The following is a 25,526-nucleotide window of genomic DNA, read 5'->3' as shown; positions in this document are numbered from 1 at the left end:
GGGCTGAACGGCATCTCGAAGAGCACCGTCTCGAAGCCAGGCCTACGGCCTCGCGCACCCGTCCTTACGCCCGAAGGCAGACATGCCGCGATGGCTTGACTGGTTCAACCGATCAAGACCACATCCCGCACTCAACGGCCAAGCACCCCTCGAAAGGGTGAACAACCTCATGTGAAATCACGGCTAGCCTGCGCAGATCTGTTGCAGAGCGATCCATTGCGGGTCAGTCAGAAGATCTGCAGGGGCCGCATCGCCACGGCGCATCGGATCGCCCTCGATGAGGGGCAAGACCGAGGCGCCGGTGGGGTCGATGCTGAGGGCGTAGGGTTCTGATGGCAGGCCGCGATCTGCAAGCGCCGACAGCAGGGCAGGCGCCTCGGGGCGTGGCAGGGGCTGAGCCAGAAGAATCTCTCCGTAACCATCCATTGCCTCGCGCGGTAAAGCGCCGAGCGTCCAGAGCCGAAGCACCGCGCCGAGGCCTGCGTGACGCAGTGCGTCAATCCGTAACTGCGTCTCGGTGCCGGCCAGCGAGGCGGCGACGAGATGAGCCGCCGGACCTTCCGGCGCCGGCGAGGACAGCAGCAGATCGCCCCCCAGCACATAGACCCCACCAGGCAGTCGCCTGGCGCCGTTCAGAGGGCCGGGAATGACCCTGATGACCGCTTCGGAGCCGACGAGGCGCGGCGCAAGCCAATCCAGCACCGCCTGGCCCGAGGCTCGGGTGCAGACGGCCCCGCCGCTGCGTTCCATATCGGCGAGGATGGCCAGACCGATCTGGCGCGCCTGCGCGGGCGGGGCGATATTGGCGGCGTGGCGGATCAGCGCGTCGGGCAGCCAGAACACTGTCCCCGCGATCATCACCGTCGCCGCCAGAAACGACAGCACGCCGCGCAGCCGCCCGGGATGGGCGCGGTGGGCTGCGATCGCTTCCTGCACGCGCTCGATTGCCTCGATCATCAGCGGGTCGTCGATTTCGACGATCTCGTCGGGCATATCACGCGAGGGGGTATAGATCGCGGGTATCTGGCCGGGATTGAGCCGAGCCACGGCGGGAAGCGACCAATGCGCCAAAGGACGGTCAGATTTCGGGTCGGAGAGGGTCAGCGTTGCTTCGCCGACCGAGACGATGACTTCGCGCAGGCGCGCGTCGGGCGTCTCTCGCCACGCGCCTTGGGCTTCGAGCCGTTGAAACTGTTTCAGCGCTGTCATCGGTCCGGATCTGCCCTGCCTTACCCGGACCATAGCGCAGGGTCCGGGAGCGTCAATCGCGCCCCCGTGCCTGGCCGGATGCCTGAAAGGTCAGACCGTGTCGGCCTCGGCGATCCTCATGCCCTTTTCGCGGGCGAGGCTGCGCATCCGGTCCTGAAGTTTCTCGAAGGCGCGAACCTCGATCTGTCGGATCCGCTCGCGCGAGACGCCGTAGCGGCTGGACAGATCCTCCAGCGTCATCGGCTCGTCGCGCAGGCGACGTTCCATCAGAATGTCACGCTCGCGCTCGTTCAGCGTATCCATTGCTGCAATCAGCATCTGGCGTCGGGCATTCAATTCCTCGGATTCGGCATAGGCGCTGGCCTGGTCGGCATCCTCATCCTCAAGCCAATCCTGCCATTGCGCGGTCGACTCGCCGTCTCCTGATCCAACCGTCGCGTTCAGCGAGGCATCGCCCGCCGACAGGCGGCGGTTCATCTCGATCACGTCCTGTTCGGTGACATTCAGATCATGCGCGATCTGGGCCACGTTCTCGGGACGCAAGTCGCCATCCTCCAGCGCGCCGATGCGGGATTTTGCCTTGCGCAGATTGAAGAACAGTTTTTTCTGCGCGCTGGTCGTGCCCATCTTCACCAGCGACCAGGACCGCAGGATGTATTCCTGGATCGAGGCCCGTATCCACCACATCGCATAAGTGGCCAGCCGGAAGCCCTTGTCCGGATCGAATCGCTTGACCGCCTGCATCAGACCGACATTCGCCTCGGAAATCACTTCGGCCTGGGGCAGCCCGTAGCCGCGATAGCCCATCGCAATCTTGGCGGCCAGCCGCAGGTGACTTGTCACCAGGCGGTGCGCAGCTTCGCTGTCCTGATGATCGGCCCAGGCCTTGGCCAGCATGTATTCCTCCTCGGGCTGAAGGAGGGGGAACTTGCGGATCTCTTGCAGATAGCGGTTCAGCCCCTGCTCTGGGCTGGGCGCCGGAAGGTTGCTGTAACTTGCCATCATCAGGGCCTTTCAAGGATGCAGAAGAACGTCATCGGCCGCGCCTCGGTTCCCCGGGCGGCCATGGCGCTTTGCGGCCAGATTGAGCGATCTGGAACGATTTGTAATCCCAAATCGGCTCACGTTGATGTCAAGCGGACCTGCTGTCCGCGCAGGGCGTCCAGCAGGTCCGCCATGTCTGGCGGCAGCGCGCTGTCAAAGGCCATGTCCTGTCCGGTGACCGGATGGGTAAAGCCCAGATGCGCCGCGTGCAGCGCCTGACGCGGGAAGGCCGAGGCTGCATCTGCCGCAGGCCCGAGCGCCTTGAGCGAGGCCTTGCGCGCGCCACCATAGACCGGATCGCCGATCAGTCCCAGCCCGGCATGGGCCATATGCACCCGGATCTGGTGGGTCCGCCCGGTTTCAAGCCGACATTCGACCAGCATGGCCGAAGGGGGCGTGCCGAATGCCTCCAGCAGGCGTGCCCGCGTCACGGCATGGCGGCCCTTGTCGAAATGGACCGCCTGTTTCTGCCGGTCGGTCGGATGGCGGTCCAGACGGGTGGCGATCCGCAGGACATGGCCGGGTTCAAAGCTGACACCGCGTATGCCGCGCAGCCGCGGATCGGCGGGGTCGATGACCCCATGGGCCAGCGCCAGATACAGGCGGCGCACGCTATGGGCCTCGAACTGGGCGGCAAGGCCGTGATGGGCGCGGTCGGATTTGGCCACGACCAGCAGGCCGGAGGTGTCCTTGTCGATCCGGTGGACAATGCCCGGCCGCCTTTCGCCGCCGATCCCCGACAGCGATTCGCCGCAATGGGCCAGCAGCGCGTTGACCAGCGTGCCCGAAGGGCTGCCCGGCGCCGGATGGACGACCATCCCCGCAGGCTTGTCGATCACGATCAGGTCATCATCCTCATGCGCGATGCTCAGCGGGATCGCCTCGGGTCGGGTCTCGACCTCGGCAGGGGCGGTCAGGGCGATGCGGTATTCCTCGCCGCCCGCCACGCGCGCCTTGACGTCGCGGGCCGGTCCAGACGGGCCGGTGACGGCGCCCTCGATGATCAGGCGGGCCAGACGCGACCGCGACAGGGCGGCTGCCTCTGGCACAGCCAGCGCAAGCGCCTTATCAAGCCGTTCGGGCGGGTTCTCGGGGATCGTGACGACAAGGATGGACATGGGACGCGACGATAGCGACTGGAAGGCCGAGGCGAAAGCGGTTCCCGAACTGCGCTTCCTCAAGACGCTGGTGACGGGGTTGGCGCTGGTGATGGGGCTGGGGATGGTCGCGGTCGTGGCGCTGTTGTGGCTGCGTCTGGGCCAGCCGGCCCAGCCCGGCCCGCCTGAACTGCCCGACAGCGTGCAATTGCCCGAGGGCGCAAGCCCGGCCGCCGTCACCTTTGCCCGCGACTGGCTGGTCGTCGTGACCGAGGCGGGCGATATCCTGCTTTACGACCGCTCCGGGGCGCTGCGCGACCGCGCCATGGCCGATCAGGCGCCCTGATCGGCGCTGGCAGACTTTTCCAGCGCGTCCATCCGGGCCTTCAGTTCGGCATTCTCGGTGCGGGCCTTGATCGCCATTTCGCGCACGGCCTCGAACTCCTCTCTTGTGACAAGATCGCGTTCGGCCAGCCAGCGGTCGATCCAGCCCTTCATGGCGGTTTCGGCCTCGGACCGAACGCCTTGCGCCACGCCCATGGCATTTGTCATCAGTTTGGAGATGTCGTCGAAAAAGCGGCTCTGTGTCGTCATGGCTGACCTCGTATCCTGAACTTGCCTTCTATATGGTCCGGCCGAGGACGCGGTTCAATGCGGCTTTCGCGCATGGCTTGCGGTTGACACCGCCCGTCCGGCCGATAGCGTGCGCACCAGAATCCAGCCCGAGGCCCCATGATCCCCTTTCCGCAGATATCCCCCGAGATCTTCACGCTGAACGTGGGCGGGCTGTCGCTGTCGCTGCGCTGGTATGCGCTGGCCTATATCGTCGGGCTGATCCTGGGCTGGCGGCTGATCGTCGCGATGATGCGCCGTCCGGCGATCTGGGGAGGCCGGCCGCCTTGCGCCCCCGAACGGGTGGACGACCTGCTGACCTGGGTCATCCTGGGCGTCATCGTCGGCGGCAGGCTGGGCTTCGTGCTGTTCTACGACCCGGCTCATTACCTGGCCAATCCGGCGCAGATCCCGATGGTCTGGCAGGGCGGGATGAGCTTTCACGGCGGCTTTGCCGGGGTGATCGTCGTATCCTGGCTGTGGGCGCGGCGGAACGGGGTGCCGATTCTTCCCCTGGCCGATGCGATGGCGGTCGTGGCGCCCATTGGCATCTTCTTCGGCCGGATCGCGAACTTCATCAATGCCGAATTGTGGGGTCGCCCGACCGACCTGCCCTGGGGCGTGATCTTCCCCGGTCCTGCCGCGCAGGATTGCCCCGGCATCAGCGGTCCCTGCGCGCGTCACCCCAGCCAGCTTTACGAGGCGGGCCTCGAGGGGCTGCTGCTGGGCCTGATCCTGCTGCTGCTGGTCCGCGCGGGCGGGCTACGCCGCCCGGGGCTGGCCTTCGGCGTGTTCCTGGCGGGCTACGGCCTTGCGCGCATGTTCGTCGAGATCTTCCGCGTGGCCGATGCGCAGTTCATCACGCCCGACAACCCGCTTGGCCATGTGATCGGCGGGCCGGTGATCGGGCTGACGATGGGGCAAGTCCTGTCGCTGCCGATGGTCCTGATCGGGCTGGCGCTGATCTGGCAGGCGCGGCGCCGCCCGCCTGTGGGTGATCCGGGCGCATGACGGCCTTGGCCGGGATCATCGCGGCGCGCATCCGTGCGACGGGGCCGATCACGCTGGCCGACTACATGCAGACCTGCCTGCTGGACAGCCGTCACGGCTATTACGCCACACGCGATCCCTTTGGTGCTGCGGGCGATTTCACCACCGCGCCCGAGATCCATCAGCTTTTCGGAGAGCTTTGCGGCCTTGCCCTGGGGCAGGCCTGGATGGATCAGGGCAGTCCCGCGCCCTGTCTGCTGGCCGAGCCGGGACCGGGGCGGGGCACGCTGATGGCGGATATGCGCCGCGCGATCCGCGTGGTCCCGGGCATGACCGAGGCCGCGCAGATTGCGCTGATCGAGGCGTCGCCCCATCTGCGGCAGCTTCAACGGGACCGGCTGGGGCCGGTCCTGCACCTCGACCGGATCGAGGATTTGCCGCCCAAACCTCTGTTCCTGCTGGCGAACGAGTTTCTGGACGCGCTGCCGATCCGGCAATTCCAGATGACCGGGGAAGGCTGGCGCGAACGCATGGTCGGGCTGGATGCCGAGGGCCGTCTGGCGATCGGCCTCGGGCCGGTGGTCGATCTGCCGCGCAAGGGCCAGCCCGGCGAGATCGTCGAGGATTGCCCCGCCGCCGTCGCCGCGACCGAGGCCATTGCCCGTCATATCGCGCGTCACGGGGGGGCTGCGATCCTGGTCGATTACGGCGGCTGGGACGGGCGCGGCGACACGTTCCAGGCCCTGCGCCGCCATGCGCCCGACGATCCGCTGGCCCATCCGGGCGAGGCGGACCTGACCGCCCATGTCGATTTCGCGCCTCTTGCCGCCGCCGCGGTCCGGGCGGGGGCGGCCGTCTCGCGGATGGGGCGGCAGGGCGACTGGCTGTTGGCGCTTGGCGCCGAGGCGCGGGCGCGCCGTCTGGCGCAGGCGGGCGACGCGGGGGCGATGGTCGCGCTTCGGCGCTTGACCCATCCAGAGGAAATGGGTCACCTGTTCAAGACCCTTGCAATCTGGCCGAAAGGGGCGCCTCCGGTTCCCGGCTTCGAGGCGCTGATCCATTGATGCAGACGACGCTTGAAATCCTGACCCACCCGCTGCTATCGCCGATCCGCCACGGGTTCTTCACACGCAAGGGGGGCGCCTCGTCGGGGCTGTTCTCGGGGCTGAATTGCGGCCGCAGATCCAGCGATCAAAGCGACATGGTCCAGGTCAACCGCGCGCGCGTAGCCGTGGCGATGGGGGTTCAGCCCGCCTGCCTGGCCACGGTGAAACAGGTTCATGCCACCGATGTGGTGACGCTTGCGCCAGGCGACGATCTTGAACGAATAAGGGAAATCAAGGCGGATGCTCTGGTCACAGCGCGGCGGGACGTGGCCATTGCGGTGCTGACTGCCGATTGTCAGCCGATTCTGCTGGCCGATCCGGCCGCGGGTGTGGTGGGGGCCTGCCACGCGGGTTGGCGCGGGGCGCTGGCGGGCGTGATCGAGGCTACGGTCGCGGCGATGCGCAACCTGGGTGCCAGCCAGATCCGTGCGGTGATCGGCCCGACGATCAGCCAGCGCAATTACGAGGTGGGCGATGCGTTCATGGACGAGTTCCTGGCCGAAGACCCTGAATCGGAACGCTTCTTCAGCGGCGGCCCCAAGGGAAGCCCGCATTTCGACCTGCCCGGCTTCGGCCTGAAGCGCCTGCGCGAAGCCGGGGTCGAGGCCGAATGGACGCGTCACTGCACCTATGCCGATCCAGACCGCTTCTTCAGCTATCGCCGCGCCACACATGAGGGGCAGGCCGATTACGGCCGCCTGATCAGCGCCATTGCCCTGTGACCATGCTGGCCTGCGTCCAGGACGTGACGACACCGCGCGACGGCAAGACCGCGCGACCGCGCGACGGCAAGAGCGCCGAGTGGGGAAAGACAGGCCGGCACCGGCTTGAAGATGGCCGCCCGGCCCAGCCAAGGCCAGGCACCGGGGCGCCACAACGCGCAAGCGTCGTTGCAGGCTGCAGGCTCAGCAGGCTGCAGGCTCAGCCGGTTTGGCGGGCGCGTTCCTCCACGACCTCGAAGGGAATGGCGGGTTCGTTCTTGGCGGCGCGGATCACCAGCGAGGTCTTGACGCTGGCCACGTTCGGCGCCGCGGTCAGCGCCTCGGTCAGGAAGCGCTGAAAGCTGGACAGGTCGGGCGAGACGCATTTCAGGATAAAGTCGATCTCGCCGTTCAGCATGTGGCATTCGCGCACCATCGGCCAATCCTTCACCCGCGATTCGAAGGCGGCCAGATCGCGTTCCGATTGCGAGGTCAGGCGCACCATGGCGAAGACCTGCACCTCAAGCCCTAATGCGCTTGCGTCGATGCGGGCGTGATAGCCGCGGATATAGCCCTGTTCCTCCAGCGTGCGGACGCGACGCAGGCAGGGCGGGGCCGAGATACCGACCCGCCGCGCCAGTTCCACATTGGTCATGCGGCCATCGGCCTGCAATTCGGCCAGGATCTTGCGGTCGATGTCGTCAAGGCGGGCGCCAGCCATTCCGGGCTCTTTCGTTCTGCTTGTTCTGTTCGTTCCGGGCCTGGCCGAATGCTACAATGAGCCGCCGCTAACGCGCAATATTCTTTCGCGGGCAGGCAGTCCGTTGAAGTTCGGTCCGTGAGGGGCTACCTGATGCACAAATGGCAAACGGGGCGCAAGATGAGTGACGCTGTGCATGTCAAACTTCTGATCGTGGGGTCGGGGCCTGCGGGATACACGGCGGCGGTCTATGCCGCGCGGGCCATGCTGAACCCCATGCTGATCCAGGGGATGCAGCCCGGCGGACAGTTGACGATCACCACCGAGGTCGAGAACTGGCCCGGCGAGGTCGAGATTCAGGGCCCCGAACTGATGGCGAAGATGGAGGCCCATGCCCGCGCAATGGGTGCCGATATCGTGACCGACATGGTCACGAAGCTGGATCTGGGCCGGCGCCCCTTTGTTGCGGAATGCGACAGCGGGCGGGTGGTCACGGCAGATGCGGTCATTCTGGCCACCGGCGCGCAGGCGCGCTGGCTGGGCCTGCCGTCCGAGGAGAAATTCAAGGGCTTCGGCGTCAGCGCCTGCGCGACCTGCGACGGCTTCTTCTATCGCGACCGGCAGGTCGTGGTGATCGGGGGCGGCAACACCGCCGTCGAAGAGGCATTGTTCCTGACCAGGTTCGCCAGCAAGGTGACGCTGGTCCACCGCCGTGACAGCCTGCGCGCCGAGAAAATCCTGCAGGCGCGTTTGTTAAAGCACCCCAAGGTCGAGGTGATCTGGAACCACGAATTGACCGAAGTGACGGGTGTCGAGGCGCCGAAGGGTGTGAGTGGTGTGGTCTTGCGCTCGACGCTGGATGGCAGCACGCGGATGCTGGCCGCCGACGGGGTCTTCGTGGCGATCGGTCACGCTCCGGCCAGTGAGTTGGTCAAGGACCAACTGGAACTGCACAATGGCGGCTATGTGAAGGTCGAGCCGGGCAGCACCCGCACCTCGATCCCCGGTGTCTTTGCGGCGGGCGATCTGACCGACCATGTCTATCGTCAGGCCGTGACCAGCGCCGGGATGGGCTGCATGGCCGCGCTGGATGCCGAGCACTACCTGGCCGCCCTGGGCGAAGTCGAGCCCGCGCCCCAGGCTGTGGTCGCCGCGATCTGAGGATCATTAAACTCGTCCGCGTTTGGCGCTTGGGATTCGAGCGTTCAGGCGCCTAGGATGAGGCATGACCAATGCTTCAACAATCCATCGTCTAGGGGTCAGGGCTCCGGTCCTGATCTTGCCCGATCTTTTCGAGCCCGCACTCTGCGCTGCGCTGATCGCCGCCTATGACGCGGCGGGGGGCGAGATGTCGGGCTTCATGGTGGTCGAGGACGGGCGCACGGTGGGGCGCCACGATCCGGCCCACAAGGTGCGGCGCGACCATGTGGTAAGCGATCCGGCGATGATCGCCACGATCCAGTCGCGCATCGTCGCGCGCGTGGTGCCGGCGATCCGCGCCTGCCATCATTTCCCCGTCACGCGGATGGAGCGTTATCTGGTCGCCTGCTACGACGCGGCCGAGGGTGGGCATTTCCGCGCCCACCGCGACAACACGACACCGGGCACCGCGCATCGGCGCTTTGCGCTGTCGATCAATCTGAATGGCGATTTTGAGGGGGGCGCGCTACGCTTTCCGGAATTTTCCGACGATCGTTTCACGGCACCGCCGGGTGCGGGCATCGTCTTTTCATGCAGCCTGCTGCATCAGGTTGATCCCGTCACGCGCGGGCGGCGTTATGCGTTCCTGCCGTTTCTCTATGACGAGGCCGCCGCCGAACTTCGGCGGCGGAACCAGGCCGCAGAAGTGGCCGGTCTGCGATAGGGCCACCTCAGTAGCGCGTGCGCGACCGCTCACGAGAGGGTAGCTCGCCCGCGTGGTCCAGAGCGCCCGACGGCGCCGTTTTGCGGGCGGTGGCTTCAAGGTCCGCCTTGCCGTTGCTGGCATCGGGGTCGTTCGGATGAAGGGGGGCGCCTGTTTCCTTCATATGGCTGTCGCGGCGTCCCTCATTCGCCATGGCTTGCGCCTTGCGGGTCAGTTCGGCCTGATTCTCCTGGCCATGGGCACCCTCGGTGACCGGATCGCCATGTTCCCCGCCGCGGCGTTCGCGTTCGTGCATCGCACGATCCAGCGCCTCGGACAGGAAATCATGCTTGCTGATCGTGCCGTGATTGCTGCTGGCGATGGTTGCGCCGGCAGGGGCCTGCTTGCCGCGGGCCTCGCGCCCCTGGCGGTCGCCGATATCGCGGGCGCGGTTGCGCCGTTCGCGCAGGCGCGAGATCAGGTCGCCAAGCTCTCGGTCGCTGAGCCCGGCCAGAACCGGGTTGCGCGCCATGTCGGCCAGTTCCTGTTCGTCACGCGACAAGGCGCGCAGTTCGGCGGGGCTGGCGGGGTCGTGGGGTTGGGCGTCACGGGTCATGACATGCCTCCTTTTTTGGTGGGTTGCTCATTAACGGCCCAGACCGGGCTAAGTTCCTGCACCGCCATGACGCTTTGCGGTAACAGGACGGCTCGAGGCGTTTTCCCAAGGTTGAATATCGCTTGTGGCCGCGCTAGAGCGGTGCCGAAGCGCGGCTGCCCGTGGTGGCGCGCACACCCTGTGTTCCGTGGCAATATCCGAGTCGAAGAGATGACCAATCCGAACCACTTGCCGATCCCCGAGCTTTTCGTCTCGGCCGATGCCGCCCGCGCGCTGAAGGACGAGGCGGGCGCGATGCCCAGCTGGGATCTGACCCCGCGCCAGATCTGCGATCTCGAGCTGCTGATGAATGGCGGTTTCAACCCGCTGAAGGGCTTTCTGACCGAGGCCGATTACGACAACGTTGTCGAGAACATGCGCTTGGCCTCGGGCGCGTTGTGGCCGATTCCGATCACTCTGGATGTCAGCGAAACATTCGCCGAAGGGGTCGAGCCAGGCACGGACATTGCCCTGCGCGACCAGGAAGGCGTGATCCTGGCCATCATGTCCGTCACCGACAAATGGGTGCCCAACAAGGCGCGCGAGGCCGAGAAGGTCTTTGGCGCCGACGATCTGGCCCATCCGGCCGTGAACTACCTGCACAATGTCGCGGGTCCGGTCTATCTGGGCGGCCCGATCAAGGGCCTGCAGGCGCCGACGCATTACGATTTCCGGGCGCGCCGCAACACGCCGAACGAGCTGCGCGCGATGTTCAAGAAGCTGAACTGGCAGCGCGTCGTGGTCTTTCAGACCCGCAACCCGCTGCACCGCGCGCATCAGGAACTGACCTTCCGCGCCGCCCGCGAGGCCCAGGCCAACCTGATGATCCACCCGGTCGTCGGCATGACGAAGCCCGGCGACGTGGATCACTTCACCCGCGTGCGCTGCTACGAGGCGGTGCTGGACAAGTATCCGGCCGCGACCACAACGCTGTCGCTTCTGAACCTGGCGATGCGCATGGCGGGCCCGCGCGAGGCGGTCTGGCACGGCCTGATCCGCAAGAATCACGGCGCCACGCATTTCATTGTCGGCCGCGACCATGCCGGGCCGGGCAAGAACAGCGCGGGCGTCGATTTCTACGGCCCCTATGATGCGCAGGAGCTGTTCAAGCAGCATCAGGACGAGATCGGCGTCGAGATGGTCGATTTCAAGCACATGGTCTATGTGCAGGAAAAAGCGCAATATTATCCGGCCAACGAGGTTCCCGAAGGCTGCACCGTGCTGGATATCAGCGGCACCGAACTGCGCCGCCGCCTTCGCGAGGGGCTGGAGATCCCCGAATGGTTCAGCTTCCCCGAAGTCGTGGCGCAGTTGCGCCGCACCTCGCCTCCGCGTGCCAAGCAGGGCTTCACGGTGTTCTTCACCGGCCTGTCGGGTTCGGGCAAGTCCACCGTCGCCAACGCGCTGATGGTCAAGCTGATAGAGATGGGCGGCCGCCCGGTCACGCTGCTGGACGGCGACGTGGTCCGCAAGCACCTGTCAAGCGAGCTGGGCTTCTCGAAAGAGCACCGCGACATCAACATCAAGCGGATCGGCTATGTCGCCTCCGAGATTACCAAGAATGGCGGCATCGCAATCTGCGCGCCCATCGCGCCCTATGCGGCGACCCGGCGCGCGGTGCGCGAGATGGTCGAGGCCGGCGGCGCCTTTGTCGAGGTCCATGTGGCCACGCCCCTCGAGGAATGCGAACGCCGTGACCGCAAGGGGCTCTACAAGCTGGCGCGCGAGGGTAAGATCAAGGAATTCACAGGTATTTCTGACCCTTACGAGGAACCGGCCAATCCCGAACTGCGCATCGACACCAGCCATATCGACGTGGACGGCGCCGCGCACCAGGTCTTGCTGAAGCTCGAGAGCATGGGTCTGATCGGTCCGGCGTGATCCGGACCCGGGCATGACACACGGCCCCGCCTCGGCGGGGCCTTTCCGCACTGGAAGATGGGCATGGCGGAGTGGCGGTCATCGCTTGAGGTTTATGATCTGGCATCCGGCACCTGCCAGGTGATCCTGCGCACGCCGCGGCTGATCGAGGCGCCGAACTGGCACCCGGACGGGTGGTTCCTGGTCAATGGCGAGGGGCGGTTGTGGCGTGCGGACAGGTCCGGGCTGAAGCCGATCCCGATGGATCTGGACGAGCGCTGCAACAACGATCACGGTGTTCTGCCAGATGGCCGGATCGTGTTTTCGGCCCATGACGGCAGCGGCGCGGGAATCCATCTGTTGCAGGATGGCCGCACCACGCCGCTGGACCTGCCGCGCCCCAGCTGGTGGCATGGCGCGCACGGTTCGCGGCTGACCTATGCCTGCGTGCGGGGCGGCGACCGGGTGGTGCGCATCGCCATGCTGGACTTCGAGACCGGGCGGGAAACCGTGTTGACGCCGGGCACGGCGCATCACGACGGTCCGGATTTTTCGGCCTGTGGCGGCTTCATCTGGTTCAATTCCGACGAGACCGGCCATGCCCAGATCTGGCGGATGCAAAGCGATGGCACCAAGGCGACACCGGTCTTTCGCGACGATCACGTGAACTGGTTTCCCCATCCATCCCCCTGCGGAGGGCATGTGCTTTACCTGGCCTATCCGCCTGGCACCGAGGGCCATCCCCGGGATCTGGATGTGGCACTGTGGCTGATGGCGCCGGACGGAGGAAACCGGCGCCGTGTCGTCAGCCTGTTCGGCGGGCAGGGCAGCATCAACGTGCCCTGCTGGGCGCCCGATGGTCGGGCCTTTGCCTTCATGCGCTATGCGCCAAAGCCCTAATGGACACTGACCGGCGTCAATTCGTTCTGCCGCGCCAGCATGAAGGCAAGGCTGCGCTGCTGCACCAAGGCCAGCCTTTCGCCGTCGGTGTCATGGACGGCATACATGGCGTCCACGCCGGGCAATTGCCGGCGGATTTCCTGGGGCAGGGTCTCGGTCGCGATCTTGCGGATATAGACCGTGTTGGCAAGACGGTTGGCGGTGAATGCGATCTTGTTGTCCATCGTGATCCCCTTACTTGCGGCTGATCGGAATGGTCTGAACTACGTGTTCCGGTCGGATGCGTCGAAGCTCGACATGCAGAAGGCCGTTTTCCATCGAGGCGCCCGTCACCTCGACCCCCTCGGCCAGCACGAAGCTGCGCTGAAAGGCGCGGGCGGCGATGCCGCGATGCAGATAGACGCGCTTGTCGTCGGACTCGGCATTGCGGCCACGGATGACCAGTTGACGATCCTCGGTGGTGACGCTCAGTTCGGTTTCGGAAAAGCCCGCGACGGCCAAGGTGATGCGGAATCCGTCCGGGGCGATATGCTCGATATTGTAGGGCGGGTAGCCGTCGGCGCCCTTGGCGGCACGCTCGACCATGCGTTCGAGCTGGTCGAAACCCAGCAGATAGGGGTGCGACCCCAGCGACATCTTCGGCATCTCAGCCCTCTCGTCAAAGCGACTGTGCATCCCGAGGCCCCGGAGCGGCGGCCTCATGTCCAGGATATGGAAGTCCTGTCAGCGATTTGCAAGATCTGCGCCGGAGGCGTGAGATCGTCGGTTTCCGTTAACAGCGGCGCAATGTCGCGCTATACTGACGCCAGAGGCTTTCTCTTGCAGAGACGTTTCCGATGAACATGCAGCATTCGATGAGCCATGAGGACATCCTGCGCGCGCGTCTCGAGGCGCTGCGCTGCGAGCATCGTGACCTCGATCAGGCGATCGCCGCCTTGCAGGAGCAGCAGCTGACATCGTCGCTGGCGCTGCAAAGGTTGAAAAAGCAGAAACTGGCGCTGAAGGACCGGATCGCCCGGCTCGAGGACGAGATCACGCCCGATATCATCGCCTGATTGCGACCGGCCCGCCGTCGCGCTATGCGGGGTCGCAAGGCGGCAGAGGGGCGCAAGCATGGCGGATATCGCAAGACAGGCCGAGGTCGGGATCATCATGGGAAGCCAGTCCGACTGGCCCACCATGCGCGAGGCCGCGCAGGTGCTGGACGAGCTGGGCATCCCCTACGAAGCGCGCATCGTCAGCGCGCATCGCACCCCTGACCGGCTGTGGGATTACGGGCGTGCGGCGGCGTCGCGCGGGCTCAAGGTGATCATCGCCGGGGCAGGGGGCGCGGCCCATCTGCCGGGCATGATGGCCTCGAAGACGCGCATCCCGGTCGTCGGCGTGCCGGTCCAGACCAAGGCCCTGTCCGGGGTCGATTCGCTTTATTCCATCGTGCAGATGCCCAAGGGCTATCCGGTCGCGACCATGGCCATCGGGGCCGCGGGCGCGGCGAATGCCGGACTGATGGCGGCGGGCATCCTGGCGCTGAACGATCCCGGCCTGGCCGAACGTCTGGACGCCTGGCGCGCGGCCCTGTCGGCCTCGATCCCCGAGATGCCCGCTGATGAGTGAGATCCGCACGATCGGCATTCTGGGCGGCGGCCAGCTGGGCCGGATGCTGTCGGCGGCGGCCAGCCGCCTTGGCCTGCGCTGCCATATCTACGAACCCGGCGCCGCGCCTGCGGGCGACGTGGCCTGGCGCCTGACCACGGCCCCTTATGAGGACGAGACCGCGCTGCGCGCCTTCGCCGAAAGCGTGGACGTGATCACCTACGAATTCGAGAACGTGCCGACCAGCGCGCTGGACCTGCTGGAATCGCTGCGCCCGATCCGGCCGGGCAGGCGGTCATTGGCCGTGTCGCAGGACCGGCTGACCGAAAAGACCTTCCTGAACGAGATCGGCCTGGCGACCGCCCCCTTTGCCGACGTGCCCGATCAGGGTGCACTGGACGAGGCCATCGCTCGGATCGGTCGGCCCTCGATCCTCAAGACGCGGCGGATGGGCTATGATGGCAAGGGACAGGTCCGCATCGGGGACGGTCCCGCCGAATGGACCGGCGCGCCTTCGGTTCTGGAAGGCTTCGTCGATTTCTCGGCCGAGATCAGCGTCATCATCGCGCGTGGCGCCGATGGCCAGACCGCGGCCTATGATCCGGGGCTGAACGTCCATGAGGGCGGCATCCTGCGCAGGACAACGATCCCCTGCGGCCTGCCGGCGCGGCTGACCACGGATGCTGTCCTGATCGCGGCGCGGATTGCCAATGCGCTGGATCATGTCGGCGTGATGGGGGTCGAGCTTTTCGTGACGCCGGGCGGCCTGATCGTGAACGAGATCGCGCCCCGCGTGCACAATTCCGGCCACTGGACGCAGGCGGGCTGCGCGGTCGATCAGTTTGAACAGCATATCCGCGCGGTCGCGGGCCTGCCCCTGGGCGATGGCAGGCGCCATGCCGATGTGGTGATGGAGAATCTGATCGGCGATGACATCGCCCGCGTTCCCGCGCTGCTGGCGCAGCCCAGCACCCAGATCCATCTCTATGGCAAGGCCCAGGCCCGGCCGGGCCGCAAGATGGGTCATGTGAACCGGATCACCGGATGATCCGGCTTGCGGTTCGCGCCGCGATCCTTGATGCGGGGCGGGTTCTGGTGGTGAACGCCTATCCCGGCCAGGCATCGGACCTCTGGTGCCTGCCGGGGGGCGGGGTCGATCCCCATGCCTCGCTGCCCGAGAACCTGGCCCGCGAAGTGGCCGAGGAAACCGGCCTGACCATTGCGGTGGGCCAGCCTTTCCTGATCAACGAATTCCACGATCCCGAACGCGGCTTCCATCAGGTCGAGATCCATTTCCGCGCCACGCTGACCGGCTCGGCCGTGCTTACTCTCACGGATCCCGAAGGCGTCGTGAACCGCGCCCGTTGGGTCACGCGCGACGAACTGGCCGCGCTGCGCCACAAGCCCGACAGCCTGTGCCGGACGATCTGGCGCCACGGGCCGGCCGCTTATGACGCGCTGGAACGCATCATCCCCTGATCTTTGCCTTGCTGCAAATATCCTCGGAGGGGCGGGGGCGAAGCGCCCCCGCCCCTCGCGGGGCGCATTCACTCGGCCGCCATCTTCCCGGCGGTCTCGGACCCGGGCTTCATGCGGAACCCGCGCTCCATCTGGTCGAAGGGCGCGACCGGATAATCGCCCGAAAAGCAGGCATCGCAATATTGCGGGCATTTCGCATTGCGGCCCCCGGCCTCGCCTACGGCGCGGTATAGCCCGTCCAGCGAGACGAAGGACAGGCTGTCCACCCCGATCCAGTCGCGCATCTCCTCGGGGGACATGTTCGCGGCCAGCAACTTCTCGCGGTCGGGCGTGTCCACGCCGTAAAAGCATGGCCATGCGGTCGGCGGCGAGGCGATGCGGAAATGCACCTCGGCGGCGCCCGCGTCCAGGATCATGTCCTTGATCTTGCGGCTCGTGGTGCCACGCACCACGCTGTCATCGACCAGCACCACGCGCTTGCCCGCGATCAGCGCCCGGTTCACGTTCAGCTTCAGCCTCACGCCCATGTTGCGGATCTGATCGGTCGGCTCGATGAAGGTGCGGCCCATATACTGGTTGCGGATGATCCCCATGCCATAGGGAATGCCCGATTCCTGCGCATAGCCGATGGCGGCGGGTGTGCCGCTGTCGGGAACGGGACAGACCAGATCCGCCTCGACCGGGGCCTCGCGGGCCAGTTCCACGCCGATCTGGCGGCGCGTCTCATAGACTGACCGCCCGCCGATGATCGAATCGGGGCGCGAGAAATAGACATGCTCGAAGATGCAGAACCGCCCCGTGGACGGCCCGAACGGACGCGAGGTCTCGATCTGGCCCTTCGAGATCACGACCATCTCGCCCGGCTCGATCTCGCGGATGAACTCGGCCCCGATGATGTCCAACGCGCAGGTCTCGGAGGCCAGGACATAGCCGTCCTCGCCCACGCGGCCCAGGACCAGCGGGCGCACGCCCAGGGGGTCGCGCACGCCGATCAGCTTGGTGCGGGTCATGGCGATGACCGAGAACGCGCCCTCGATCCGGCGCAGCGCGTCCTTCATCCGCTCGGGGATGTTGCGCTGGATGGACCGCGCCATCAGGTGGATGATGCATTCGCTGTCGCTGCTGGACTGGAAGATCGAGCCGCGCTCGATCAGCTCGCGGCGGAGCGCGGCGGCGTTGGTGATGTTGCCGTTATGGGCGATGGCGCAGCCGCCCATGTGAAATTCGCCGAAAAAGGGCTGCACGTCGCGGATTGCAGTATTGGCCTTGGACCCGGCGGTCGAATAGCGCACATGACCGATCGCCAGCGATCCGGGCAGGGTCGCCATCAGGTCGGGCTTGGTGAAATTGTCGCGCACATAGCCGAAGCGGTGGGCGCTGTTGAACCCGTGTTCGGGATCGTGGGCGACGATGCCCCCGGCCTCTTGCCCGCGATGCTGAAGCGCATGCAGGCCGAGCGCGACGAAATTTGCCGCATCCGCCACGCCGATCGCGCCGAAGATGCCGCATTCCTCGTGCAGGCGGTCCGAATCGAAGGGATGGGCCAGGAAAGGTTGCATCGGCTTGGGCCTCGATGGCTGCTAGCTGTCGCCGGAGCTTTAGTCCGATTGGCGCCGCAAGTCACGCCCCCGCAGGGCGGCGAGGGCGCTTTTTCGTCACAATGCTGTCGCTTTGGCCTATGGCTCAGTCGGCGGCGGGCGGCGTGGCCGTGGGCGCGACAGAGACAGCGGGCGCGGTGCAGTCGCGCACCATCTGTTCATAGCGGTTCACGATCCAGCCCGGCGCGTCCTCGGGGATGCTGTCATCCATCGACCGCCGCATCCGCTCGAACACCTGGGCCGAGCGCGATTGTTCGACCACGGCAACCTGCTGCGTAACCATCACGCGATCATAGACGATGAAGGCGATGGCGACCAGAAGGATGCCGCGCGCGACCCCGAACAGAAAACCGATGCCCTGATCGACCCCGCCAAGGGCCGAACGCTGCACGACCGAAGAAAACAGCGGCGTGATGATCGAAAAGATCACCAGTGCCAGGGCGAATACCACGGCAAAGGCCGCGATCGTGGCCAATTCGCAACTGTCGGACATGAAGCGATCGACCACAGGCAGTTGTGCGATCAAGGGGCGCATGGTCGGCGCGAAGATGAAGGCCAGCACCGCAGCCGCAATCCATCCCAGAATCGCCAGCGATTCGCGCACGAAGCCGCGCGACCAGGCGAGGATCGCCGAGAGGATGATGACGCCTGCCACCACCGCGTCAATGATCGTGAAACCGTCCATAAACCTGCCCCTGCGCCGGTTCTGCTTGCATTTCAGGCGGTTCAGCCGGCGCCGAAGACCTCGCCCACAAATCCCGTCAGATCGGCGATGCGCCTTTGCGCCATGCCGGCCTGGCCCTCGACCTTCTGGGCCGCGGGCAAAATCGCTTGTGTGAAACCAAGTTTCTGCGCCTCTTTCAACCGGTTTTCCGCCTGACCCACGGGGCGCAGCGCGCCTGACAGGCTGATTTCGCCGAAAAGCACGGCCTCGGGCGGAAGGGCGCTGTCCTCGCGCGCCGAAAGCAGCGCGCCCGCAATGGCAAGGTCGGCGGCGGGTTCGACGACCTTCATGCCGCCCGCCACGTTCAGGAACACGTCGAGCCCGGCAAAGGGGATGCCGCAGCGGGCCTCCAGCACCGCGAGAATCGTCGAGACGCGCCCCGGATCGAGGCCCACCACCGTCCGGCGCGGCGAGGCCAGGGTCGAGGGCGCGACCAGGGCCTGCACCTCGGTCAGGACGGGGCGGGTGCCCTCGATCCCGGCAAAGACCGCGCTGCCCGCGATGGGCTGGCCACGTTCGGACAGAAACAGCGCCGAGGGGTTGGCGACTTCTGCCAGGCCGCTGCCGGTCATTTCGAAGACGCCGATCTCGCCCGAGGGGCCGAAGCGGTTCTTGACCGAGCGCAGGATGCGGAACTGATGCCCGCGCTCGCCCTCGAAATAGAGGACGCAATCGACCATATGCTCGACCACGCGGGGGCCGGCGATCTGGCCCTCCTTGGTGACATGGCCCACGAGGATCACGGCGACGCCGCGGCGTTTGGCGAAGGTCACAAGCTCGTGCGCGCTGGCGCGGACCTGGGCCACGCTGCCCGGCGCGGCCTCGATCGTGTCGGACCAGAGCGTCTGGATCGAATCGATCACGGCCAGGTCGGGGCGTTCGGCCTCGAGCGTGGTGAGGATGTCGCGCAGGTTGGTTTCCGCCCCAAGCCGCATCGGTGCATCGGCAAGCCCCAGCCGCATGGCGCGCATACGGACCTGTGCGCTGGCCTCCTCGCCCGAAAAGTAGATCGCCTGCCGGCCCGTCCGCGACAGGGCAGCGGCGTGCTGGAGCAGCAACGTGGACTTGCCGATGCCCGGATCGCCGCCCACCAGCAGCGCCGAGCCAGGGACAAGGCCGCCGCCCAGCACCCGGTCGAATTCCTCCATCCCCGAACGGCTGCGGGGCGGCGGCGGCTCGGTGGTCGAGAGGTTCGACAGGGGCACGGCGCGGCCCTTGTGCGCGCCAAGGCCGCGGCCCGGACCCTGCGACAGGGGGGCCTCTTCGATGATGCTGTTCCATTCCCCGCAGGCATCGCAGCGCCCGGCCCATTTCTTGTGGGCCGCGCCGCAGGCGGTGCAGGTGAAGGCCGATGAGGATTTCGCCATGAGGGCTATGTCGCACCAGGCAGCAGGGGTCGCAAGATGGGTATTTGGGCAACGAAGAAGCCCTCACGCTCTTGTCGGCTTGATCTTCGCCTGCCACGGGGTCAGGGTCCGCGCGAGTTATCAGAGGCTTGAGCCCATGCCCGCGACCAGACCCTTTTCGCGTTTCGAATTCATGATCGCCTGGCGTTATCTGCGCGCCCGCCGCGCCGAGGGCGGTGTCAGCGTCATGACCTGGATCAGCCTGATCGGCATCGCGCTGGGCGTGATGGCGCTGATTGCGACGCTGGCCGTCCGGGCCGGGTTTCGGGCTGAATTCGTGGACACGATCCTGGGCGCGAATGCCCATACGACCGTCCATATGGCGCCGCAGCAGGTGACGAACGCCTTTACCGACGATGTTTACATCGTGCCCGGCCGGATCAGCGATTACGAAGAAATGGCCGCCCGTCTGGCCGCCGTGCCGGGGGTCACGCGCACTGCCGCCGTGATCAGGGGTCAGGTCATGGCCAGTGCCAATGACGCCTCGAACGTGGCCGAGGTCTTCGGGATCAGCCGCGCTGATCTGGAGGCGATGGAGCGGATCGTGGACCCGGCAACCTTGAGGGGCGATCTGGCGCGCTTCGAGGAGGGGATCGCCATCGGATCGGGCATCGCGCGCGAGCTGGGGCTGGGCGTGGGCGACAGGGTGCGGCTGATCGCGCCCGAGGGTGCACGCACGGCCTTTGGCACGACGCCGCGGGTGAATGCCTATGAGGTCGTCCTTGTCTTTTCGGCCGGGCGCTACGACATCGACCGGACGCGGATCTACATGCCGCTGGCCGAGGCGCAGAGCTATTTCAACCGCGAGGGCCTGGCTGACGAGATCGAGGTTTTCGTCAGCGACCCCGAACGGGTGGATGACTGGACCTGGCCATTGCTGGAGGCTGCCGGAGAGGGGGCGCAGGTCTGGAACTGGCGCGACGCCTCGGGTTCGTTTCTGGCGGCGCTGGACATGGAGGATGACGTGATGTTCGTCATCCTGTCGGTTCTGGTGCTGATCGCGTCCATGAACATCACCAGCGGGCTGATCATGCTGGTCAAGAACAAGGGCCGCGATATCGGCATCCTGCGCACAATGGGCCTGACCCAAGGTTCGGTGTTGCGGGTCTTCTTCCTCTGCGGCGCCTTCACCGGCGTGATCGGCACGGCGGCGGGGGTGGTTCTGGGCGTTCTGCTGGCGCTGAACGTGGAGAGCATCATGGCGGCGCTGAACGCGCTGACCGGTGGCGGGGCCTGGCAGCCCGAGGTGCGCGGCATCTACCGTCTGCCCGCCGAATTGCGGCTGTGGGATATCGGGCGGGCGGTCGGTCTGTCGCTGGCCCTGTCCTTCATCGTCACGATCCTTCCCGCGCGCCGGGCGGCGCGGATGAACCCGGTGGAGGCCCTGCGGTATGAGTGATGTTCTGGCGCTGGAGGGAGTCGGCAAGACCTATGGGCTTGGCGGCCCGGCCCCGGTCGAGGTTCTGCGCGGCCTGAGCCTGAGCGTCGCGCGGGGCGAGGTCGTGGCGCTGGTCGCGCCTTCGGGGGCGGGCAAGTCCACGCTGCTGCACATTGCGGGCCTGCTGGACACGCCGGATACCGGGCGCATCCTGTTGAACGGGCGCGACATGACCGGCCTGCCCGACCGCGACCGCACGCTTGCGCGGCGGCGGGATCTGGGCTTTGTCTATCAGTTCCACCATCTGCTGCCCGAATTCAGCGCTGCCGAGAATATCGTGCTGCCGCAGCTGGCCGAGGGCGTGGCCGCGCGCGAGGCGAGGGCGCGGGCGGACGATCTGCTGGCGCGGGTGGGCCTGAGCCATCGCGCCGATCATCGCCCCGCGCAGCTTTCGGGCGGCGAGCAGCAGCGTGTGGCCTTCTGCCGGGCGCTGGCGAACCGGCCTTCTCTGCTGTTGGCCGACGAGCCGACAGGCAACCTGGACCCCGAGACCTCGGACCGGGTCTTCGACGTGCTGATGGGGCTGGTGCGCGAAACCGGCCTGTCGGCCCTGATCGCCACGCATAACCATGCGCTGGCCGCGCGGATGGACCGGGTGATCGGGCTGGGCGTGCCGGTGTGAGAGGGATTGCGGTCTTGCCGCGGGCCGGGCTTGCGGGCATCCTGCGGCGGGCAGAGGATCAGGAGCGGAAAAGACATGCGGGCACTTGTTCTGACTTTGGGGGCGGGCCTGGGGCTGGCTGCGCTGGTCGCGGCCTGCGCACCCGAGGCTGGGCCGGGTGGCGCGCGGGCCGATTTCGCGGCCTATTGCGCGGCCTGTCACGGCAATGACGGGCGCGGCGGCGGGCCTCTGGCCGAGGGGATGGAGCCTGTGCCCGCCGATGTCACTCTGATCACGCGCCGCAATGGCGGGGTGTTTCCCAAGGCCCAGGTAATGGGCCATATCGCAGGCTACACGATGGGCCGCAGCGAAAGCCCGATGCCGCAATTCTCGGACCTGCTGGAGGGCCCGCAGGTCATGTTCGACGACGGATCGGGCCAGACCGTGCCCACGCCCGCGCGGCTGGTCGCGCTGGCCGATTACGTCCAGAGCTTGCAGCGCTGAGCCCCATGCGCGGCCTTGCCCTGATGATCGCGCTGGCTCTGCCAGGAGCGGGTTGGGCGGATTCCGTCCATGTCGCAGGCGGTCCGGTCGTGCCGCTGGGGCTGGTGCACGGCGACGCGCCCGCTCCCGCGCCCGAAAGCGGGGTTGAGCGGTTCGGCACGGTGATGAAATACGCGCTGCCCGCCGCCGCCGCGCTCTGCGCGCATCGCGACGACAGGCTGGAGGATTTCGCGCTGCGCGGGATTCTGCAGGCCGGGCTGGTCCTGGGCCTGAAATCATTGACCGATGGGCGGCCAATCGGGAGACGGCCGAATGGCGGGGGGCGGGGCTTCCCCTCTGGCCATGCGGCGGCGGCGGGGTTCGGCGCGGCGGATCTGGCGGGCAAGTGCTGGCCCGACGATCCCGCGGCCGGTGCTGCGGTCCATGGGGCGGCGGCGGTCACGGCGCTAAGCCGCATCGGCGCGGAACAGCATGACGGCCGGCAGGTCGCCGCCGGCATGTTGATCGGGCTTGGATTCGGGGCGGCCTCGTTCGGGATCGGCGGGCAGGGTGTCGATTTCGCTCTGGGGCTGCGGTTTTAGGCCGCGCAGCGGGCTGGCGGGGCGCGCGTCCTCTATCTGCTTGCAGCACGGGCCCTGCGCGACTAGAACGGCGCAAATTTCCAGGCCGCCGCAGCCGGTGGCCCTTTCAGACATGAGGACGATGATGCAGGTCAAGGAAACCCGGAACGAAGGTCTCAAGCGCGGCTACCAGTTCACACTGCCCGCTGCCGATCTGGCGGCCACGGTCGATGCCAAGCTGAAAGAGGCCCAGCCCGAGGTCGAGATGAAGGGCTTCCGCAAGGGCAAGGTTCCGATGGCCATGCTGAAGAAGCGGTTCGGCCCCCGCGTTCTGGGCGATGCAATGCAGGAAGCCATCGACAGCGCGCTGCGCAATCATCTGGAAACCTCGGGCGATCGTCCCGCGACCCAACCCAAGATCGAAATGGAGGGCGGCGAGACCTGGAAGGAAGGCGATGATGTCGTCGTCAATGTCAGCTACGAGGCGCTGCCCGCCATCCCCGAGGTCGATCTGACGGCGCTGAGCCTGGAAAAGCTGAAGGTCGAGGCCGAAGAGGCCGCCGTGACCGAGGCGCTGGAAAACCTGGCCAAATCGGCCCAGAGCTTCGAGGACCGCCGCAAGGGCTCGAAAGCCAAAGAGGGCGATCAGGTCGTGATCGACTTCAAGGGTTTCGTCGATGGCGAGGCTTTCGAGGGAGGCGAGGCTACGGATTACCCTCTGGTTCTGGGCTCGAACAGCTTCATCCCCGGCTTCGAGACGCAGCTTGTCGGCGTCAAGGCCGATGAAGAGGTCAAGGTCGAGGTCAAGTTCCCCGAGCAATACGGCGCGGCCCATCTGGCCGGCAAGGACGCGGTCTTTGAATGCAAGGTCAAGGCCGTGAAGGCTCCCAAGCCCGCCGAGATTGATGACGAACTGGCCAAGAAGTTCGGCGCCGAGGATCTCGATGCGCTGAAGAAGCAGATCTCCGACCGTCTGGAGGCTGAATATGCCGGCGCCGCGCGTCAGGTGATGAAGCGGGCCTTGCTGGATCAACTGGATGCGGCGGTCAGCTTCGCGCTGCCCGAATCGCTGGTCGAGGCCGAGGCGCAGCAGATCGCCCACCAGTTGTGGCACGAAGAGAATCCCGAGGTTCACGACCACAATCACGGCGCCATCGAACCCACGGACGAGCACAGGAAGCTGGCCGAACGCCGCGTGCGTCTGGGCCTGTTGCTGGCCGAGATCGGCCAAAAGGCCGAAGTGACCGTCACCGACCAGGAGATGACTCAGGCCGTGCTGCGTGCCGCCCGTCAATATCCGGGTCAAGAGCGCGCTTTCTTCGAGTTCATCCAGCAGAATCAGGGTGCCCAGCAGCAGCTTCGCGCCCCGATCTTCGAGGACAAGGTGATCGACCACATTGCCTCGCTGGCCAAGGTCGAGGAAAAGACCGTGACCAGGGAAGAACTGGAAAAGGCCGTCGAGAAGCTGGACGAGCTTTGATTCACACCGTCTGTGCGACTGAATGACCGGCGGGGCTGCATCACGCGATGCAGCCCCGTTTCGCATCACCGTCGGCCATGGTGGGCTTGGCGCTTGAGTGTCGCAGCCCGGGATATTACCTGTCGGGCATGAGCGCGACACTGCATCTGATGAAGCTGTGCGTCGGGGCCGATGGCCCTGCCGATCTGGCCGCCTGGCAGGCCAGCCATTTCGGTCGCGCACCCGCACGCCACGTCACCCGCATGTGGCCCAAGCGCGATGACGAATTGCTGCAAGGCGGCTCGATCTACTGGGTGTTCAAGGGGGTGATGCTGGCCCGCCAGCGTATCCTGGCGCTGGAGCCGGTCGAGGGTGCCGACGGCGTGCGCCGCTGCGCTCTGGTTCTGGACCGCGCGCTGGTGCCGGTCGCCGCCGTGCCGCGCCGGCCGTTCCAGGGCTGGCGCTATCTGGAGGCCAGGGATGCGCCGCCGGACCTTCCCGCCTCGCGCGAGGCCGAGACGCCACTGCCGCCCGCCGTGGCCGCAGCCCTGGCCGAGATGGGGCTGCGCTGAGGCTTGACGCTGCGCGGGCCTTGGGTTACGCGGATCATGTTCGCGGGTGTAGCTCAATGGTAGAGCAGAAGCTTCCCAAGCTTACGACGAGGGTTCGATTCCCTTCACCCGCTCCAATCCCCCCATTCCGTCACGCGCCGGGCCCGATGTGAGCGCCTTTCCCGATCTGTGGCTGATGCGCCATGGCGAAACCGTCTGGAACGCCGAGGGCCGTCTGCAAGGCGCGCTTGATTCGCCGCTGACCGCGCAAGGTCTGCGGCAGGCCGCGTGGCAAGCGGCGCTGGTCGCGGGCTTGCCGGGGCTGCGCCTGGCCAGCCCGCAGGGGCGGGCCGTGGCGACCGCGCGAATCGTCTTTCCGGGCGGCTTCACCTGCGATCCGGCCCTGCGCGAGATCGACCTTGGCGATGCGGCGGGGCGGCTTCTGGCCGATCTGGAACGCGACAGGCCGGGCCTGTTCGGGGCGGGCGATCTTGGCTGGTATGACGCGCTGCCGGGTGGCGAGGGACTGGCCGCGCTCGAGGCGCGGATGGCGGGCTTCCTGGCGGGCCTGGACGGGCCTGCGCTGATCGTCAGCCACGGGGTCACGCTGCGGATGATCTGGGCGCTGGTCACCGGGGCGGGGCGTTCGCGCCTGCACGAGGCGCCGCTGGAACAGGGCCGGGTTCTGGCGCTGCGGGGCGGGGCGGCGCAGGTGCTGCGCCATCCCGAGGATCGTGGCTGATCGCGGGCTTGCCATTCGCCGCGCTTTGGGGTTCGATGCGCGCACCGGCGGATGGCCCGTTAGCTCAGCGGTAGAGCGTCCCGTTTACACCGGGCCGGTCGGGAGTTCGAATCTCTCACGGGCCACCATCGCCGGCCGATCGGGCCTGAACAAG

30 protein-coding genes and 2 tRNA genes are annotated in these 25,526 nt (G+C 66.7%); 21 read left to right on the top strand and 11 right to left on the bottom strand.

The features are described from left to right. Window positions 1-183 precede the first annotated feature (183 nt). From KY389_RS06215 to KY389_RS06205, 3 genes are all read right to left on the bottom strand, one after another. Window positions 184-1,209 (bottom strand): hypothetical protein, encoded by a 1,026-nt coding sequence (locus KY389_RS06215; RefSeq protein WP_219829986.1) that lies wholly within the window; start codon window positions 1,207-1,209, stop codon window positions 184-186. A gap of 90 nt (window positions 1,210-1,299) precedes the next feature. Then, on the bottom strand, window positions 1,300-2,211 hold the full coding sequence (gene rpoH / locus KY389_RS06210) for an RNA polymerase sigma factor RpoH (protein WP_219829985.1): 912 nt from the start codon (window positions 2,209-2,211) through the stop codon (window positions 1,300-1,302). A gap of 119 nt (window positions 2,212-2,330) precedes the next feature. Next, window positions 2,331-3,371 carry an RluA family pseudouridine synthase gene (locus KY389_RS06205; RefSeq protein ID WP_219829984.1) on the bottom strand — a complete coding sequence of 347 codons (1,041 nt, stop codon included), beginning with the start codon at window positions 3,369-3,371 and terminating at the stop codon, window positions 2,331-2,333. Here KY389_RS06205 and KY389_RS06200 point away from each other — a divergent pair. Continuing rightward, the gene (locus KY389_RS06200; RefSeq protein ID WP_219829983.1) at window positions 3,370-3,696 is read left to right on the top strand and encodes a DUF6476 family protein; all 327 of its coding nucleotides are present in this window, start codon (window positions 3,370-3,372) and stop codon (window positions 3,694-3,696) included. The two genes, KY389_RS06205 and KY389_RS06200, sit on opposite strands and share 2 nt — an antisense overlap. On the opposite strand, the gene KY389_RS06195 is transcribed toward KY389_RS06200, so the two are convergent. Beyond that, window positions 3,684-3,944 carry an accessory factor UbiK family protein gene (locus KY389_RS06195; protein WP_219829982.1) on the bottom strand — a complete coding sequence of 87 codons (261 nt, stop codon included), beginning with the start codon at window positions 3,942-3,944 and terminating at the stop codon, window positions 3,684-3,686. The genes KY389_RS06200 and KY389_RS06195 overlap by 13 nt on opposite strands. 138 nt (window positions 3,945-4,082) lie before the next feature. On the opposite strand from KY389_RS06195, the gene lgt reads away from it, so the two are divergent. Genes lgt through pgeF form a run of 3 tightly spaced genes read left to right on the top strand, consistent with a single transcriptional unit; the run spans window position 4,083 to window position 6,780 of the window. After that, complete coding sequence (gene lgt, locus KY389_RS06190; protein WP_219829981.1) at window positions 4,083-4,973, top strand: prolipoprotein diacylglyceryl transferase; 891 nt, start codon at window positions 4,083-4,085, stop codon at window positions 4,971-4,973. Then, complete coding sequence (locus KY389_RS06185) at window positions 4,970-6,016, top strand: class I SAM-dependent methyltransferase (RefSeq protein WP_219829980.1); 1,047 nt, start codon at window positions 4,970-4,972, stop codon at window positions 6,014-6,016. Before lgt ends, KY389_RS06185 begins: the two co-directional genes overlap by 4 nt. Then, on the top strand, window positions 6,016-6,780 hold the full coding sequence (gene pgeF, locus KY389_RS06180) for a peptidoglycan editing factor PgeF (RefSeq protein ID WP_219829979.1): 765 nt from the start codon (window positions 6,016-6,018) through the stop codon (window positions 6,778-6,780). Before KY389_RS06185 ends, pgeF begins: the two co-directional genes overlap by 1 nt. A gap of 199 nt (window positions 6,781-6,979) precedes the next feature. On the opposite strand, the gene KY389_RS06175 is transcribed toward pgeF, so the two are convergent. Next, the gene (locus KY389_RS06175; protein WP_219829978.1) at window positions 6,980-7,480 is read right to left on the bottom strand and encodes an Lrp/AsnC family transcriptional regulator; all 501 of its coding nucleotides are present in this window, start codon (window positions 7,478-7,480) and stop codon (window positions 6,980-6,982) included. A 159-nt stretch (window positions 7,481-7,639) separates the two neighbouring features. On the opposite strand from KY389_RS06175, the gene trxB reads away from it, so the two are divergent. Next, window positions 7,640-8,620, top strand: a complete 981-nt coding sequence (trxB, locus tag KY389_RS06170) for a thioredoxin-disulfide reductase (RefSeq protein WP_219829977.1) — start codon at window positions 7,640-7,642, stop codon at window positions 8,618-8,620. A gap of 64 nt (window positions 8,621-8,684) precedes the next feature. Further along, window positions 8,685-9,323 (top strand): 2OG-Fe(II) oxygenase, encoded by a 639-nt coding sequence (locus tag KY389_RS06165; protein WP_219829976.1) that lies wholly within the window; start codon window positions 8,685-8,687, stop codon window positions 9,321-9,323. A 7-nt stretch (window positions 9,324-9,330) separates the two neighbouring features. On the opposite strand, the gene KY389_RS06160 is transcribed toward KY389_RS06165, so the two are convergent. Next, window positions 9,331-9,918, bottom strand: a complete 588-nt coding sequence (locus tag KY389_RS06160) for a hypothetical protein (protein ID WP_219829975.1) — start codon at window positions 9,916-9,918, stop codon at window positions 9,331-9,333. Window positions 9,919-10,128: 210 nt separating this feature from the next. On the opposite strand from KY389_RS06160, the gene KY389_RS06155 reads away from it, so the two are divergent. Both KY389_RS06155 and KY389_RS06150 read left to right on the top strand, forming a co-directional pair. Further along, the gene (locus tag KY389_RS06155) at window positions 10,129-11,838 is read left to right on the top strand and encodes a bifunctional sulfate adenylyltransferase/adenylylsulfate kinase (RefSeq protein ID WP_219829974.1); all 1,710 of its coding nucleotides are present in this window, start codon (window positions 10,129-10,131) and stop codon (window positions 11,836-11,838) included. Between the two features lie 63 nt (window positions 11,839-11,901). Next, window positions 11,902-12,717 (top strand): TolB family protein, encoded by an 816-nt coding sequence (locus KY389_RS06150; protein WP_219829973.1) that lies wholly within the window; start codon window positions 11,902-11,904, stop codon window positions 12,715-12,717. Here the strand turns inward: KY389_RS06150 and KY389_RS06145 are convergent. After that, window positions 12,714-12,941, bottom strand: a complete 228-nt coding sequence (locus KY389_RS06145) for a DUF1150 family protein (protein ID WP_219829972.1) — start codon at window positions 12,939-12,941, stop codon at window positions 12,714-12,716. The two genes, KY389_RS06150 and KY389_RS06145, sit on opposite strands and share 4 nt — an antisense overlap. 10 nt (window positions 12,942-12,951) lie before the next feature. Further along, window positions 12,952-13,362 (bottom strand): Hsp20 family protein, encoded by a 411-nt coding sequence (locus KY389_RS06140; protein WP_219829971.1) that lies wholly within the window; start codon window positions 13,360-13,362, stop codon window positions 12,952-12,954. Window positions 13,363-13,553: 191 nt separating this feature from the next. On the opposite strand from KY389_RS06140, the gene KY389_RS06135 reads away from it, so the two are divergent. From KY389_RS06135 to KY389_RS06120, 4 genes are read left to right on the top strand one after another with little or no spacing between them, the layout of a single operon-like run. Next, window positions 13,554-13,772, top strand: coding sequence for a YdcH family protein (locus tag KY389_RS06135; protein WP_219829970.1), 219 nt, complete (start codon window positions 13,554-13,556; stop codon window positions 13,770-13,772). Between the two features lie 58 nt (window positions 13,773-13,830). Further along, the gene (gene purE / locus KY389_RS06130) at window positions 13,831-14,331 is read left to right on the top strand and encodes a 5-(carboxyamino)imidazole ribonucleotide mutase (protein WP_219829969.1); all 501 of its coding nucleotides are present in this window, start codon (window positions 13,831-13,833) and stop codon (window positions 14,329-14,331) included. Further along, window positions 14,324-15,358 carry a 5-(carboxyamino)imidazole ribonucleotide synthase gene (locus tag KY389_RS06125; RefSeq protein WP_219829968.1) on the top strand — a complete coding sequence of 345 codons (1,035 nt, stop codon included), beginning with the start codon at window positions 14,324-14,326 and terminating at the stop codon, window positions 15,356-15,358. Before purE ends, KY389_RS06125 begins: the two co-directional genes overlap by 8 nt. Further along, on the top strand, window positions 15,355-15,789 hold the full coding sequence (locus KY389_RS06120) for an NUDIX domain-containing protein (RefSeq protein WP_219829967.1): 435 nt from the start codon (window positions 15,355-15,357) through the stop codon (window positions 15,787-15,789). Before KY389_RS06125 ends, KY389_RS06120 begins: the two co-directional genes overlap by 4 nt. 68 nt (window positions 15,790-15,857) lie before the next feature. Here KY389_RS06120 and purF read toward each other — a convergent pair whose 3' ends face one another. From purF to radA, 3 genes are all read right to left on the bottom strand, one after another. Continuing rightward, window positions 15,858-17,348 (bottom strand): amidophosphoribosyltransferase, encoded by a 1,491-nt coding sequence (gene purF / locus KY389_RS06115; protein WP_219829966.1) that lies wholly within the window; start codon window positions 17,346-17,348, stop codon window positions 15,858-15,860. A gap of 124 nt (window positions 17,349-17,472) precedes the next feature. After that, complete coding sequence (locus tag KY389_RS06110) at window positions 17,473-18,072, bottom strand: CvpA family protein (protein WP_219829965.1); 600 nt, start codon at window positions 18,070-18,072, stop codon at window positions 17,473-17,475. Window positions 18,073-18,113: 41 nt separating this feature from the next. Further along, a complete protein-coding gene (radA, locus tag KY389_RS06105; protein ID WP_219829964.1) occupies window positions 18,114-19,478 on the bottom strand; it encodes a DNA repair protein RadA in 1,365 nt (454 codons plus the stop codon). Between the two features lie 136 nt (window positions 19,479-19,614). Here radA and KY389_RS06100 point away from each other — a divergent pair, with 136 nt between their 5' ends. The 9 genes from KY389_RS06100 (at window position 19,615) to KY389_RS06060 (ending at window position 25,500) form a co-directional block, all read left to right on the top strand. Further along, on the top strand, window positions 19,615-20,916 hold the full coding sequence (locus KY389_RS06100) for a lipoprotein-releasing ABC transporter permease subunit (RefSeq protein WP_219829963.1): 1,302 nt from the start codon (window positions 19,615-19,617) through the stop codon (window positions 20,914-20,916). Beyond that, window positions 20,909-21,577 carry an ABC transporter ATP-binding protein gene (locus KY389_RS06095; RefSeq protein WP_219829962.1) on the top strand — a complete coding sequence of 223 codons (669 nt, stop codon included), beginning with the start codon at window positions 20,909-20,911 and terminating at the stop codon, window positions 21,575-21,577. Before KY389_RS06100 ends, KY389_RS06095 begins: the two co-directional genes overlap by 8 nt. Before the next feature lie 75 nt (window positions 21,578-21,652). Then, window positions 21,653-22,060, top strand: coding sequence for a cytochrome c family protein (locus KY389_RS06090; protein WP_219829961.1), 408 nt, complete (start codon window positions 21,653-21,655; stop codon window positions 22,058-22,060). 5 nt (window positions 22,061-22,065) lie between these two features. Then, window positions 22,066-22,641: a phosphatase PAP2 family protein gene (locus KY389_RS06085; protein WP_246587989.1), complete on the top strand. Its 576-nt coding sequence runs from the start codon at window positions 22,066-22,068 to the stop codon at window positions 22,639-22,641. Window positions 22,642-22,765: 124 nt separating this feature from the next. Further along, window positions 22,766-24,100: a trigger factor gene (gene tig, locus KY389_RS06080; RefSeq protein ID WP_219829960.1), complete on the top strand. Its 1,335-nt coding sequence runs from the start codon at window positions 22,766-22,768 to the stop codon at window positions 24,098-24,100. A 128-nt stretch (window positions 24,101-24,228) separates the two neighbouring features. Further along, window positions 24,229-24,651, top strand: coding sequence for a DUF1489 family protein (locus KY389_RS06075; protein WP_219830041.1), 423 nt, complete (start codon window positions 24,229-24,231; stop codon window positions 24,649-24,651). A 42-nt stretch (window positions 24,652-24,693) separates the two neighbouring features. Next, window positions 24,694-24,767: transfer RNA gene (locus KY389_RS06070), tRNA-Gly, on the top strand. Window positions 24,768-24,799: 32 nt separating this feature from the next. Beyond that, window positions 24,800-25,372 carry a histidine phosphatase family protein gene (locus KY389_RS06065; protein WP_343222910.1) on the top strand — a complete coding sequence of 191 codons (573 nt, stop codon included), beginning with the start codon at window positions 24,800-24,802 and terminating at the stop codon, window positions 25,370-25,372. Window positions 25,373-25,425: 53 nt separating this feature from the next. Continuing rightward, window positions 25,426-25,500: transfer RNA gene (locus KY389_RS06060), tRNA-Val, on the top strand. Window positions 25,501-25,526 lie beyond the last annotated feature (26 nt).

It is taken from the genome of Paracoccus bogoriensis (genome assembly GCF_019431455.1).
Classification (GTDB): domain Bacteria; phylum Pseudomonadota; class Alphaproteobacteria; order Rhodobacterales; family Rhodobacteraceae; genus Paracoccus; species Paracoccus bogoriensis.
This window is presented reverse-complemented; position numbering and strand designations above follow the sequence as displayed.